14 protein-coding genes and 1 tRNA gene are annotated in these 13,571 nt (G+C 69.7%); 8 read left to right on the forward strand and 7 right to left on the reverse strand.

The annotated features are described in order from the left end of the window. Position 1: 1 nt before the first annotated feature. The 7 genes from AU195_RS01165 to AU195_RS01195 all read left to right on the forward strand — a co-directional run bounded on the left by AU195_RS01165 (position 2) and on the right by AU195_RS01195 (position 7,866). Positions 2-2,023 (forward strand): acetyl-CoA carboxylase biotin carboxylase subunit, encoded by a 2,022-nt coding sequence (locus AU195_RS01165; RefSeq protein ID WP_059157205.1) that lies wholly within the window; start codon positions 2-4, stop codon positions 2,021-2,023. After that, positions 2,020-3,180 (forward strand): acyl-CoA dehydrogenase family protein, encoded by a 1,161-nt coding sequence (locus AU195_RS01170; protein ID WP_059157206.1) that lies wholly within the window; start codon positions 2,020-2,022, stop codon positions 3,178-3,180. The genes AU195_RS01165 and AU195_RS01170 overlap by 4 nt, the downstream gene beginning before the upstream one ends. Further along, the gene (locus AU195_RS01175; protein WP_059157207.1) at positions 3,177-3,665 is read left to right on the forward strand and encodes a MaoC family dehydratase; all 489 of its coding nucleotides are present in this window, start codon (positions 3,177-3,179) and stop codon (positions 3,663-3,665) included. The genes AU195_RS01170 and AU195_RS01175 overlap by 4 nt, the downstream gene beginning before the upstream one ends. Then, positions 3,662-4,480, forward strand: coding sequence for an HpcH/HpaI aldolase/citrate lyase family protein (locus AU195_RS01180; protein WP_059157208.1), 819 nt, complete (start codon positions 3,662-3,664; stop codon positions 4,478-4,480). The genes AU195_RS01175 and AU195_RS01180 overlap by 4 nt, the downstream gene beginning before the upstream one ends. Before the next feature lie 74 nt (positions 4,481-4,554). Further along, a complete protein-coding gene (gene pdhA / locus AU195_RS01185) occupies positions 4,555-5,655 on the forward strand; it encodes a pyruvate dehydrogenase (acetyl-transferring) E1 component subunit alpha (RefSeq protein WP_172800436.1) in 1,101 nt (366 codons plus the stop codon). A gap of 1 nt (position 5,656) precedes the next feature. Next, complete coding sequence (locus AU195_RS01190) at positions 5,657-6,709, forward strand: alpha-ketoacid dehydrogenase subunit beta (protein WP_059157210.1); 1,053 nt, start codon at positions 5,657-5,659, stop codon at positions 6,707-6,709. After that, positions 6,706-7,866: a dihydrolipoamide acetyltransferase family protein gene (locus AU195_RS01195; protein ID WP_059157211.1), complete on the forward strand. Its 1,161-nt coding sequence runs from the start codon at positions 6,706-6,708 to the stop codon at positions 7,864-7,866. The genes AU195_RS01190 and AU195_RS01195 overlap by 4 nt, the downstream gene beginning before the upstream one ends. A 1-nt stretch (position 7,867) precedes the next feature. Here AU195_RS01195 and AU195_RS01200 read toward each other — a convergent pair whose 3' ends face one another. The 6 genes from AU195_RS01200 to AU195_RS01225 form a co-directional block, all read right to left on the reverse strand. Next, positions 7,868-8,620: an enoyl-CoA hydratase gene (locus AU195_RS01200; RefSeq protein WP_059157212.1), complete on the reverse strand. Its 753-nt coding sequence runs from the start codon at positions 8,618-8,620 to the stop codon at positions 7,868-7,870. A gap of 9 nt (positions 8,621-8,629) precedes the next feature. After that, positions 8,630-9,979, reverse strand: coding sequence for an HNH endonuclease signature motif containing protein (locus tag AU195_RS01205; RefSeq protein WP_059157213.1), 1,350 nt, complete (start codon positions 9,977-9,979; stop codon positions 8,630-8,632). An 83-nt stretch (positions 9,980-10,062) separates the two neighbouring features. Continuing rightward, complete coding sequence (locus tag AU195_RS01210; protein ID WP_059157214.1) at positions 10,063-10,659, reverse strand: class I SAM-dependent methyltransferase; 597 nt, start codon at positions 10,657-10,659, stop codon at positions 10,063-10,065. Then, entirely contained in the window at positions 10,656-11,357 is a 702-nt protein-coding gene (locus AU195_RS01215; RefSeq protein WP_059157215.1) for a pyrimidine reductase family protein, read from the reverse strand. The genes AU195_RS01210 and AU195_RS01215 overlap by 4 nt, the downstream gene beginning before the upstream one ends. Before the next feature lie 2 nt (positions 11,358-11,359). Continuing rightward, positions 11,360-11,857 carry a flavin reductase family protein gene (locus AU195_RS01220; RefSeq protein WP_059157363.1) on the reverse strand — a complete coding sequence of 166 codons (498 nt, stop codon included), beginning with the start codon at positions 11,855-11,857 and terminating at the stop codon, positions 11,360-11,362. A gap of 66 nt (positions 11,858-11,923) precedes the next feature. Continuing rightward, a complete protein-coding gene (locus AU195_RS01225; RefSeq protein WP_059157216.1) occupies positions 11,924-12,361 on the reverse strand; it encodes a pyridoxamine 5'-phosphate oxidase family protein in 438 nt (145 codons plus the stop codon). 174 nt (positions 12,362-12,535) lie between these two features. On the opposite strand from AU195_RS01225, the gene AU195_RS01230 reads away from it, so the two are divergent. Next, positions 12,536-13,417 (forward strand): universal stress protein, encoded by an 882-nt coding sequence (locus tag AU195_RS01230; protein WP_059157217.1) that lies wholly within the window; start codon positions 12,536-12,538, stop codon positions 13,415-13,417. Position 13,418: 1 nt separating this feature from the next. On the opposite strand, the gene AU195_RS01235 is transcribed toward AU195_RS01230, so the two are convergent. After that, positions 13,419-13,491, reverse strand: a tRNA-Arg gene (locus tag AU195_RS01235). Between the last annotated feature and the right edge of the window lie 80 nt (positions 13,492-13,571).

Raw genomic sequence — 13,571 nt, forward strand, 5'->3', positions numbered from 1 at the left:
CATGAGTTTCGACACCAAGGGCGAGCGGAGCGACGGCGCATTCGACACCGTTCTGGTCGCCAACCGCGGGGAGATCGCCGTTCGCGTCATCCGCACGTTGCGTGCAATGGGGATCCGCTCGGTGGCGGTGTTCAGCGACGCCGACGCCGGTGCGCGCCACGTCGCGGAGGCCGACGTCGCCGTCCGCATCGGCCCAGCCGCCGCCCGGCAGAGCTATCTCGACATCGAGGCGGTGGTGTCCGCGGCGCGGCGCACCGGCGCACAGGCGGTCCATCCAGGCTACGGATTCCTCTCGGAAAACGCGGATTTCGCCGCGGCGCTGCGGGCGGCGGGCATCGTGTTCATCGGCCCGCCCGTCGGCGCGATCCAGACGATGGGCGACAAGATCGCGGCCAAGGCGGCGGTCTCGGCGTTCGGCGTGCCCGTCGTCCCCGGCATCTCGCGGCCGGGGCTGACCGACGACGACCTGATCGCCGGCGCCGGTGACGTCGGCTTCCCGGTGCTGGTGAAACCGTCGGCCGGCGGTGGCGGCAAGGGGATGCGGGTGGTGCGCGACGCCGCCGAACTGCCCGCCGCGCTCGTGTCGGCCCGACGGGAGGCGGCCGCCGCGTTCGGCGACGACACGCTGTTCCTCGAACGGTTCGTGCTCAACCCGCGCCACATCGAGGTGCAGGTTCTCGCCGACGGCCACGGCAACGTCATCCACCTCGGGGAACGGGAGTGCAGCCTGCAGCGCCGCCACCAGAAGGTGATCGAGGAGGCGCCCTCACCGCTGCTCGACGAGGCCACCCGCGCCAGGATCGGCGAGGCGGCGTGCGACACCGCGCGTAGCGTGGATTACGCCGGGGCGGGCACGGTGGAGTTCATCGTGTCGGCCGACCGGCCCGATGAGTTCTTCTTCATGGAGATGAACACCCGCCTGCAGGTCGAGCACCCGGTCACCGAGATGGTCACCGGCGTGGATCTCGTCGAGCAGCAGGTCCGCATCGCCGCGGGGGAGAAACTGACGATCGCCCAGGGCGACGTCGCCCTGCACGGCCACGCCGTCGAGGCCCGCGTCTACGCCGAGGACCCGGGCCGTGGTTTCCTGCCGACGGGTGGGACCGTCCACGGCCTGTCCGAACCCGGCGGCACCGGCGTCCGTGTCGACTCGGGCCTGAGCCGCGGCGCGGTGGTCGGAAGCGACTACGACCCGATGCTGGCCAAGGTGATCGCCCACGGGGCCGACCGTCCGGCGGCGCTGCGGGCGCTCGACCGAGCGCTGGCACAGACAGCGGTCCTGGGTGTCGACACGAACATCGAGTTCCTGCGATTCCTGCTCACCGACCCGGACGTCGTCGAGGGCCGGCTCGACACCGGACTGCTCGACCGCCGGGCGCCCGACTACGCGCAGGCGCCGGTGCGCGACGAGGACCTGATCGCCGCGGCCGCGCACCTGTGGCTGCGGGCGTGGCCCGCACCCGGCGGTGACCTGTGGGCCGTGCCGACGGGCTGGCGCATCGGCGACCACGCGCCCACGACGCATCGCCTGCAGTCCGGTGAGCGCACCGATCACGTCCACGTGACCGGCACCCCCCGGGACGCCCGCGCGAGGATCGAGGACGGCGAAACACGGTCGCTGTCGGCCACACTCGACGGCGACCGGCTCGTGGTCACGATCGACGGTCTGCGCACCGACTACCTCGTCGCCGCCGACGGCGGGCAGATGTGGCTGGCCGGCGCGGGCCGTACGGTCGCGGTCGCCGAGGTCCGCGAGGCCCCGGTGCGCCTGGACGACGTCCACAGCGGCGATGCCGAGCTGACCAGCCCGATGCCGGGTTCGGTCGTGGCCGTCGGCATCGAAGCCGGGGCGACGGTGACGAAGGGGACCGTGGTCGTCACCGTCGAGGCGATGAAGATGGAACACGCCATGACCGCGCCCGTCGACGGCGTGGTCGAACTGCTCGTCGCGGTCGGTGACCAGGTCAAGGTGGGCCAGCCGCTGGCACGGATTGTCGCTACCGACAAAGGAGAACAGCCATGACCGACTTCCTGTCGTCCGGCACGCTGCCGGACCATTACGAACAACTCGCCAAGACCGTGCGCGACTTCGCCCGCACCGTGGTGGCGCCGGTCGCCGCCAAACACGACGAGGAACATTCGTTCCCGTACGAGGTGGTGCGCGGGATGGCCGACATGGGGCTGTTCGGCCTGCCGTTCCCCGAGGAGTACGGCGGTATGGGCGGGGATTACTTCGCGCTGTGCCTGGCCCTGGAGGAACTCGGCAAGGTCGACCAGAGCGTGGCGATCACGCTCGAGGCCGGCGTATCGCTCGGGGCGATGCCGGTGTACCGGTTCGGCAACGAAGCCCAGAAGCGGGAGTGGTTGCCGCAGTTGACCAGCGGGCAGGCGCTCGCGGCGTTCGGGCTGACCGAACCGGGCGGCGGCAGCGACGCCGGGGCGACCAAGACCACTGCGCGTCTCGACGACGGGCACTGGGTCATCAATGGCAGCAAGCAGTTCATCACGAACTCGGGCACCGACATCACCAAGCTGGTGACCGTCACCGCCGTCACGGGTGAGACCGACGGGCGCAAGGAGATCTCGTCGGTCCTCGTTCCCGTGCCGACCCAGGGGTTCACCGCCGAACCGGCCTACAACAAGGTGGGGTGGAACGCCTCCGATACGCACCCGCTGTCGTTCGACGACGTCCGGGTGCCCCAGGAGAACCTGCTCGGTGAGCGGGGCCGCGGCTACGCGAACTTCCTGCGCATCCTCGACGAGGGCCGCATCGCGATCGCCGCGCTGTCGGTCGGCGCGGCACAGGGTTGCGTGGACGAGAGCGTCCGCTACGCCAAGGAGCGGGAGGCCTTCGGCCGCACCATCGGCAGCAACCAGGCCATCGCGTTCAAGATCGCCCGGATGGAGGCCCGTGCGCACACCGCCCGCACCGCCTACTACGACGCCGCGGCGCTGATGCTGTCCGGTAAGCCGTTCAAGAAGGAAGCCGCGATCGCCAAGCTGGTGGCCAGCGAGGCCGCGATGGACAACGCGCGCGACGCCACGCAGATCTTCGGCGGCTACGGCTTCATGAACGAGTTCACCGTCGCGCGGCACTACCGCGACAGCAAGATCCTCGAAATCGGCGAGGGCACAACCGAAGTGCAGCTGATGCTGATCGCGCGGCAGGCCGGCCTGTGACCGACAAGAAGGTCGTCGTCCAGCGTGGGCTGTGGTTCGAGGAGTTCGAGACCGGCGTGCTCTACCAGCACCGGCCCGGGCGCACCATTACCGAGGCGGACAACGTCCTGTTCACCACGCTGACCATGAACACCCAGGCGCTGCATCTCGACGCGGCGTTCTCGGATGCGTTGCCGCCCTTCCACCAACGGCTGGTGAACTCGATGTTCACGCTCTCGACGCTGGTGGGTCTCTCGGTCGCCCAGCTCACGCAGGGCACGATCGTGGGCAATCTGGGGTTCGGCGAGGTGGCATTCCCGAAACCGCTGTTCCACGGCGACACGCTGTACGCCGAGACCGAGGTGCTCGAGAAGCGGGAATCGAAGAGCAGGCCGGGGGAGGGGATCGTCACCTTCTCCCACGTCGGACGCAACCAGCACGGTGACATCGTCGCGACCGCGTCGCGCAAGACCATGGTGCGCAAGCAACCCGCTGGGGAGAACTGATGCTGGGCAACAACGGTCCCGGGTGGCTCTTCTGCCCGGCCGACCGGCCGGAGCGCTTCGAGAAGGCTTCCGCGGCAGCCGATGTGGTGATCCTCGACCTCGAGGACGGGGTGGCCGCCAAACATCGCGAGGCCGCCCGACAGGCCTTGGTCGACACGCCGCTCGACCCGGCGCGCACCGTGGTCCGGATCAACCCCGCGACCACGCCCGACCACGAACTCGACCTGAAGGCGTTGGCGCGGACGGACTACACGACCGTCATGCTCGCCAAGACCGAGAACGCCGACCAGGTGCGCGCACTGGCGCCGCTGGACGTCGTGGCGTTGATCGAGACCCCGCTGGGCGCGCTGAGTGTTGTGGAAGCGAGCCGGGTGGACAACACCGTCGCGGTGATGTGGGGCGCCGAGGATCTGCTGGCCGTGCTCGGCGGGACGTCGAGTCGGCGGCCCGACAACTCCTACCGGGACTTCGCCGTGCATGTGCGGTCGCAGTCGCTGCTCGCCGCGAAGGCCTACGGCCGCATGGCCCTGGACTCCGTCTACCTCGACATCAAGGACCTCGACGGGCTGCGGGCGGAGGTCGACGACGCCGTCGCGGTGGGATTCGACGCCAAGGTCGCCATCCACCCCACCCAGGTCGCGGTGATCCGCGATGGCTACCGCCCCACCGACGAACAGGCCGACTGGGCCCGTCGCGTCCTGGACACGGCGCGCGATCAACGCGGAGTCTTCCAGTTCGAGGGCATAATGGTGGATGCCCCAGTGCTGAGGCGAGCGGAGCGCATCGTCGCGTTGGCGCCACACCCAGGACGCTGACCGGCAGCCCTGACACCAAGGGTCCTGCTCCGACCGCCACACGCTGAGCACCTGAAGTCGTCGGACGGCGAAACATGCCGTCGATGCGACCTGAAGGAGGCGGTATGGCCGGCGTCGATATGGACCCCGTGCAGCTGGTGGGTGCCGACGGCACACCGCGCGCACACCATCGCTACAGCCGCGACCTGCCTCCGGAAACCTTGTCCTGGCTCTACGAGACGATGGTCGTCACCCGCGACCTCGACACCGAGTTCGTGCACCTGCAACGCCAGGGTGAGCTCGCGCTCTACGCCTCGTGCCGCGGTCAGGAAGCCGCCCAGGTCGGCGCCGCCGCGTGTCTGCGCAAGACCGACTGGCTGTTCCCGCAGTACCGGGAGATCGGCGCCTTCCTGCTGCGCGGCATCGCCCCGGCGCAGATGGCGGCGGTCTGGCGGGGCATGTGGCACGGCGGGCTGGAGTTCACCGCCAAGTGCTGCGCTCCCATCTCGATCCCGATCGGCACCCAGGGGCTGCATGCCGTGGGGGCGGCGATGGCCGCACAACGCCTCGGCGAGGACTCCGTGACGGTGGCGTTCCTCGGCGACGGCGCCACCAGCGAGGGCGACGTCCACGAGGCGATGAACCTGGCCGCCGTCTACCAGGTGCCGTGCGTGTTCTTCGTGCAGAACAACCAGTGGGCGATCTCGGTGCCGGTGGAGCGGCAGGTCGCCGGACCGTCGATCGCCCACCGTGCCGCCGGGTACGGCATGCCGGGTGTGCGGGTCGACGGCAACGACGTGCTGGCCTGTTTCGCGGTGATGTCCACCGCCGCCGCGCGCGCCCGCGGTGGCGGTGGGCCGACGCTGATCGAGGCGGTCACCTACCGGCTCGGACCGCACACGACGTCCGATGATCCCAGCCGGTACCGCGAGCAGTCCGAGGTCGACCGGTGGCAAGGGCTCGACCCGATCCCGCGCTACCGCACCTACCTGCAGGGCGTCGGGGTATGGACCGACCGGCTGGAGGAACGGGTGTCGGCCCGGTCGAAACGGCTTCGCGCGGAACTGCGCGAGGCGGTGGTCGGCGCGCCCGACGTCGATGTCGCCGAGGTGTTCGACACCGTCTACCACGACATCACCCCGGACCTTGCCGAGCAACGCGACCGGTTGCTCGCCGAGTTGGCCCAGGAGGCGTGACATGACCCAGTTGATCGAGCGGCCCGCCGGCGCGAACGGCGACGACCGGCCGTTCCTCACCCACGTCACGCCGGTCGCCGAGCTGACCATGGTGCAGGCCGTCAACCGCGCGCTGCACGACGCGATGGCCGCCGACGAGCGCGTGCTGGTGTTCGGGGAGGACGTCGCGACCCTGGGCGGGGTGTTCCGGGTGACCGAGGGGCTGGCCGAGACCTTCGGCGAGCAGCGATGTTTCGATACGCCACTCGCCGAGTCGGCGATCGTCGGTATCGCGATCGGCATGGCGATCCGCGGTTTCGTGCCGGTGCCCGAGATCCAGTTCGACGGGTTCGCCGCGCCGGCGTTCGACCAGGTGGTCAGCCACCTCGCGAAGTACCGCATGCGCACCCGCGGCGACGTCGACATGCCGGTGACGATCCGCATTCCGTCGTTCGGCGGAATCGGTGCGGTGGAACACCATTCGGAGTCCACGGAGACGTACTGGGTGCACACGGCGGGGTTGAAGGTGGTGACACCGTCCGGTCCGTCCGATGCGTACTGGCTGCTGCGGCACGCGATCGCCGCCCGCGACCCGGTGATCTATCTGGAACCGAAGCGGCGGTACTGGGCCCGGGAGCCTGTGGACACCGCGCAGCCCGGTCTCCCGATCGGCCGGGCGGCGGTGCGCCGCGAGGGCACCGACGTCACGGTGCTCACGTACGGACCGTTGGTGGCGACGGCTCTGTCCGCTGCCGACCATGCCGCGGCCGAATGGGATTGGTCGCTGGAGGTCGTCGACCTGCGCTCGCTCAACCCGCTCGACTTCGACGCCGTGGCGGCATCGGTGGGCAAGACTGGCCGGGCGGTGGTGATGCATGAGGGTCCGCGGACGCTGGGCTTCGGCGCCGAGCTGGCCGCACGGATCTCCGAAGAGCTGTTCTACGACCTGGAGGCGCCGGTGTTGCGCGCCACCGGATTCGACACCCCGTATCCACCGGCGCGGCTGGAGAAGCTGTGGCTGCCGGGGGTGGACCGGTTGCTCGACTGCGTGCAGCGGACCCTGGAGATGCCATGAGCGTGCAGGATTTCCTCGTGCCGGATCTCGGTGAGGGTCTGCAGGACGCGACGATCACCTCCTGGGCGGTCGAGGTGGGGGACGAGGTCGAGCTCAACCAGACGCTGTGCACCGTGGAGACGAACAAGGCGGAGGTCGAGATCCCGAGCCCGTACGCCGGGCGGGTCGTCGAGCGCGGGGGAGACGAGGGCCAGACGCTCGACGTGGGATCCCTTCTGGTGCGGATCTCGACATCGGAATCAATTGTCCCGCAACGCCGATCGGTGCTGGTGGGGTACGGTGCGGACGAGGCGATGGATGCGAGCAGGCGCACCCGCGCACCAAGCGGCCGTCCGCGGGCGAAACCGTCGGTGCGGAAGCTGGCCGCCGAGTTGAACGTCGATCTCGGTGCGGTCAGCGCATCGGGCCCGGACGGGGTGATCACCCAGGACGACGTGGAGCGTGCGGCGGGGACGAGGGCGCCGGCTGCGGAGCAGCTCGCGGTGCGGGGGGTCCAGGCTGAGATGGCGCGGCGGATGTCGTTGTCGCGGCGGGAGATCCCGGATGCGCACGCCAGCGTCACGGTGGACGGCAGCGCGCTGTTGCGGCTGCGGGACAGGCTGCACGACACGGACCCGCCGGTGACGCCGTTCGTGTTGACGCTGCGGCTGCTGACGGTGGCGCTGCGGCATCATCCGGCGCTCAATGCGACGTGGATCGAGACCGCCGACGGACCGCAGATCCACCGGCACAACGCGGTTCACCTCGGATTCGGGGTCGCCGCACCGCGGGGGCTGTTGGTGCCCGTGATCGCCGATGCGCATGACAAGACCACCCGTGAGCTCGCGGCCGCGGTGGCGCGGCTGGTGGGGGAGGCGCGGACGGGACGGGTGCGACCGGCCGAACTGTCGGGGTCGACGTTCACCGTCTCGAATTTCGGCGCGCTCGGCCTGGACGAGGGCGTGCCGGTGATCAATCACCCCGAGGCCGCGATTCTGGGTATGGGTTCGTTGAAGCCGCGCGCGGTGGTGGTCGACGGCGAGGTGGTCGCCCGCCCGACGATGACGTTGACGTGCGCCTTCGATCACCGCATCGCCGACGGGGCCACCGTGGCGGCATTCCTGGGTGAGCTGCGCGAGCTGGTCGAGACGCCGGAGCTCGCGCTTCTCGACCTGTGACCTACTTGCGTTTGGCGGCGGCGAGGCGGCGGGCGAACTCCGGCGATTCGATGGACGACGCCTGCGGGCCGAGTTCGATGTCGACGGCCGTGCGGTGCTGTTCGGTGTCGACCGTGCCCGGGTTGGCGGTCGCCCGCATGGACGCCTTCGTCGCCAGCACGACATCGCGCGGTGCGGCCGCGGGCCCGGCGGCCAGATCGCGCGCGGCGGCGACGGGATCGTCGGCGACGTCGAGGGCGAGGCCGTAGCGGACCGCGGTCTCGGCGTCGAAGCGCTTACCGAACAGCAGAGCCGCCTTGGCCACCTCGGGCCCGACGGCGCGCTGCAGCATCCAGGTCGCCCCACCCCCCGGATGGATGCCGAGTTTCTGGAACCGCGGGTCGAACAGGGCGTTCGGGCCCGCGATCCGCACGTCGGCCGCGAGCGCCAGGTTCAGTCCGGCGCCGACGGCCGCGCCGTTCACGGCCGCGATGGTCGGCAGCGTGCAGTGGGCCACCGCCAGGAATCCGTCGTAGATGCGGCGCAGTCCGTCCTGAGTGGCCTCGCCCAGCGCCGTCAGATCCGCACCCGCGCAGAACGCCTTCCCGGCCCCTGTGACGATCACCGCGTGCACCTGCGCGTCGGCTTCCGCGGCCTCGACGGCCGCGCGCAGGGCGGCGGACATCTCGAAGGTGACCGCGTTGCGCCGGTCGGGGTCGTTGACGGTGATCAGGGCGACGTGATCGTCGACCTGCATCAGCACTGAATCAGCCACGCGCCCACCCTAGCCAGGCTCGTCGTCCCCGCCGTGGTCACCGTCCGCTGTGTGGTCGGTGAGGTAACGCTGCGGGTGGAAGTGATGGTTGACCCGTGATTGGCCGGTGTCGTGGTGGGTCAGTGGGATCCAGTAAGTGCGGCCGTTGCCGGGGCGGTGGGTGGTCCAGCCGGTTTTCTCGATGAGTTGGTTGGCGGGTTGGCAGGCCAGGGTGAGGTCGGGGAGGTCGGTTTTCCCGCCTTCGGAGTGGTCGGGGGTGTGGTGGGCTTGGGTCCAGTAGAACGGGACGGTGCACCCCGGGTGGGTGCAGCCTTTGTCGCGGGCGAACAGGGCGAGGCGTTGGGCGGTGGTGGCGGTGCGTTTGGCGCGGCCGAGGTAGAGGACTTCTTCGGTGTGGTCGTCGAACACCGCCAGATAGTGCCGCGACTCCGCGGCCATCCGGATCAGATCCCGGATCGGGAGGCGGTTGCCGCTGCCGGTGTGGGCCCAGCCGGCGGCGCGTTCGAGTTCGTTGATGGTGGTGGTGGCCGGCACGCCGGCGATCTGGCCGAGGGTGCCGGAGGCGACGATGTCGCCCATGGCGCGGGCCAGGGCGTCGTGGTGGCGTTGGCCGGTGGTGCGGTCGTCGCGGCCGCTGGCGGCGTCGTCGTGGGGCAGGTTGGTGCCGGGGGCGGCGTGTTTGGCGGCGATGACGTCCCAGAGGGCGCGCGCTTCGGGGGTGAGCCAGCCTTCGATGCGGCTCATCCCGTCGGCCTGCTGGCGCCCGACCCGGATCTCGCGGCGGCGTTGTTGGGTGGCGTGGTCGGGTTCGGTGCCGTCCTGATCGATGAACCCCAACAGGGCCTCGGCGACTTTGCGGAAGTCTTCGGGTCCAAGGGTGGTGGCATGGCCGACGAGGTCGCATTCGTAGTCGTCGCGGCGGGTGAACGACACCCACACCGGGAGTTTCTTGATGAATTCCTGGATGATCCGCACGTGCGCGACGCTGATATCGCCGCGGGCGACCGCGGCCGCGGTGTGACTCAACTCGGTTTGCACGCGTTCCCCGGTGGTCGTGTGGCGCGGGCCCAACTGGGCGGCGTCGGTCAACCGTTCGCGGGCGTCTCTACTGGAGATCCGCAGCCTGGTGGCCAGCAGTGCGCGGATCGAGGTGGCCCCGAGTTCGTGGGGTTTGGCGGAGTCGGTCAGGTGGGCGGTGAACGCGTGGTCGACGGCGAGGTCACGGCGGCGGCCGCGTTCGCGCATCTCGATCACCGTGAGCAGCTGGGGCACGGACAGGGATTGCAGGGGCAGGGCGGCGATCGCGTCGCGGGCGGCTTCGAACTTCGCGAACGCCGCGAGCACCGCTGCCCCATCCATGCGTCGAACACTAGTTCGAGACACCGACAAAACCGTGCCGTCGTGTGACAGCTGAAACTACTGTGGTGCAAGTTTTTTCGGATTCAGCCCGGCCAGGTCATCAGGTAGCGGTAGTAGAGGCCGCGGCGAATGGTCGCGCCGGGGAGGACGTCGGCAGCGACGCAACGGATCTCGTCCAGGCTCTCTCGTGGTGGGGTGGTGTGCACACCGACGTCGCGCACCTCGGCGTGCCTGCGGGATGCGACACGAACGGCCGGCAGGCACAGCGCCGACCACATCCAGTCACGGAGGGCCTTGTTCGCAGACAAGCCGACCACAGCGATGCGGCCGTTGGCCCGCAACAGATCTCGTGCGCGTTCGAGCGACGGCCGCAGCGGCATATGGTGCAGGCTCGCCACGAACGTGATGAGGTCGAACCGTCTTCCTGCCGGGTCGAAGGACAGGAAATCCGCGTCCGACACGTCAACCATCTCGAGGCCTGCCAACCGCTCACCGGCTCGACGCAATGCCACCCGGTCCGGGTCGAGCGCGGTCACCGACCGCGACACGGACGAGAGTCGCTGTGCCAGCAGACCGTCACCACACCCGACGTCGAGCACGTCACCGTGCTTCTCGGCAGCGAGCCGCATCAGCCACGGGTGGTAGGCGGTGTTGTGATTCCAGTAGACCGAGGTGGTCATCGCCGGCGCGAGTACTTGAGATACAGGTAATCAGCATGGGTGAGCGCGTGATCCAGGCGCATCGATCGCGGCGATGCCAGCGCCCCGGCGCCCCGCCCGACGTCCTGCACACCGGCCAGCGTCGGTGACACGGTCACACAGATCTCGTCGACCACATCGGCGGTGACGAGTTCGTCCAGCAGAGTCGGGCCACCCTCGCACAGCACGCGGCTCAGGCCTCGGGATCGAAACTCAACGAGAACATCGGACGCGTCGACAGTGTGCTCGCCGGCGATGACCACATCGCGTCGTCGGTCCGGCCTCAGACCGCGTTCATCGGCCGCGCGCTGCGTGGTGACGAGGATCGGGCGCTGAGCGGGGTCGGCGAACAGCGAGTCGGGCAGGACCCCCGAGAGGCTGACGACGGCGATCGGCGGAATGGGTTGATGGGGCGGCCTTCCCTGCGGCATCGCATCGACCCGGACGGGGCCGTAGTGCTCGGCCCGCACCGTTCCGGCGCCCACCAGCACCACGTCGGCGAACCCGCGCAGTGCGCGCAGGAGCGCCTGATCGAGCGGATCCGACAGTGGGCCGGCCCGCCCCGCGAACGCCGCGGCCCCGTCAGCGCTGAAGATCATGTTGGCGCGCACTCCCACAGGCGCTGTGCGGTAGTGCTCGATCAGCTCGTCGAGATCTGCGACGGCAGCCAGGTGCGGCACGGCTAGGCCTCGTGTCCCGGGGTGAGGTCGCGGACGTCGGCGAAGGTGACCCAGTCGGCGAACTCACCGGGCGGTTGCCCCGCGATCGGGTGCAGGACATGACCGACGTGGTCGCCGACCTCGAAGCGATCGAGGATCTTCCCCACGAACCACGCGCCTGCGTCGTCGAGGATCGGCAGTCCCTCGGGTCCGGTGTGCCATGTGCAACGCGCGAATTTGTCGGTCCGGTCGCCGGTTTCGCCGCCGAAGAGGCGGGCCAGGTCGATGTGGTCGCGGGCGACGACGTGTACCGCGAGGTGTGTCGCATCCTGGGCTACCCGGAACGTCATGTTGCGCTTGGACAGTCCGATCAGGAAGCGTGGCGGATCAATGCTCGTCTGGCTCGCGAAACCCACCAGGCAGCCCGACCGGACGTCGCCTGCGCGGGTGGTGACCACGAACATCGGATAGTCGAGCAGCGCCACGAGCGCTTCGAAGGACTCCGCTCCGGATTCCGGCATCATGACAGTCTTCCTGTCACGCGGCGAGTGTGCTCACCCACCCCGTCCCGCGCGGGTATCGGTGCGTTATCCGCTCCCGGTCCGGTACTGCGGAGCCCCCCGCTCGCGGAACCGGCGCCCGGTCATCTTCTGCGCCTCGATCCGGATGAAGTGGTCCCGCCGGCCGTCCACCCACGGCTCGACGAAAGTGCCTGACACTTCGGTCAACTCGTCGATATCGGTGATCGGGTGCGCCGTTCCGACGATCGTCACGCTCCACCCCGTGTGCAGATCGGCGTCCAGTTCGTCGGCCTCGAACGCCACGGTGGCGTTCTGGTTCGCCGCGGCGAGTTTCGCCCCACCGGCCACCCTGATGACGACATCGTCGCGCTTCATCCGGAAGTTGACCGGATGGACCGCGGGCAGGCCGTCCTCGGTGAACACCAGACGGCCCACTCGCACACCGGCCAGGAGATCGAGGCACTGCCTGCGGTTGAGGACATCGAGTTGCTGTCCCTTGGTCATGGTCATCAATCTTCCTGTGCGAGTCGCGCGGTAGCGACAGGCGGGCTTCGCCGCAGTCATCAGTGTCCGCCATGCGGCCTACGCGGGGAAGGGACCAAAGGCCCTACGCGGCGCGGCCGCAGCGCGCGCACACTGACCACGGTCGAGGCGACGAAGCCCGGAAAGGAATCTGCCATGTCCACTGCGGTTCATCCCGAGATCGTCGTCGGGGTCGACGGGTCTGCCGGTTCCCACGCCGCCGTGCGCTGGGCCGCTCGCGAGGCGGCGATGCGCCGGGTCCCGCTCCGCCTCGTGTACGTGCTGGCCACCGATGTCAGCGCGGCATGGGCGATGGCCGTCCCGGCTGCGCCGTTGCCGGCCGAGTACTTCGAGAGCCGCGAACAAGACGGCCGCGCCGTTCTCGCCGACGCCGAAACAGTCGCGAAGGACGCCGGCGCAGTCGATGTCAGCACGCAGCTCATCCACGCCGCGTCGGTGCCCGGACTCGTCGATGCCGCCAAAGAAGCCGACATGGTGGTGGTGGGCACTCGTGGGAACGGTGCGATCAAGCGTCTGCTCCTCGGTTCGGTGAGCACCGGAGTGCTGCATCACGCACGCTGCCCCGTGGCGGTCATCAGCGCCGACATGGAGGAGCCGGCCGAGACCGCCCCCGTCGTCGTCGGCGTAGACGGTTCGCGGGCTTCCCAACGCGCCGTCGAGATCGCGTTCGAAGCGGCGTCCCTGCGAGGCGTCGACCTCATAGCGCTGCACAGCTGGAGTGACCGCAACGAGTCGCTGCACCCGTACGTCGACTGGTCGGCCGTGCGGGCCCCGGCCGAGGAGACGCTCGCCGTCAGCCTGGCCGGTTGGTGTGAGCGCTACCCCGACGTGACGGTGCACCGCACGTCGGTGTTCGACCGGCCCGTCGAGCATCTGCTCGAGCTCTCGGAGTCCGCGCAGCTCCTTGTCGTGGGTAGCCACGGCCGCGGTGGGTTCGCGGGCATGCTGCTGGGCTCGGTCAGCACCGCGGTGGTCCAAGCCGCGCGCACGCCGGTGATCGTCGCGCGCGGACGGTAAGCGCCCCCGGCAGGGATCGAACCTGCGACCAACCGCTTAGAAGGCGGCTGCTCTATCCGCTGAGCTACGGAGGCAGCGTCGGTGAGTGTATATCCCCGTCACCGGGGGCACCCCGGCCTGACTGGCTGCAAAGGGCACCCCCCGTCCGGCGCCT

This window comes from Mycobacterium sp. IS-1496 (assembly GCF_001499995.1).
Taxonomy (GTDB): Bacteria; Actinomycetota; Actinomycetes; order Mycobacteriales; family Mycobacteriaceae; genus Mycobacterium.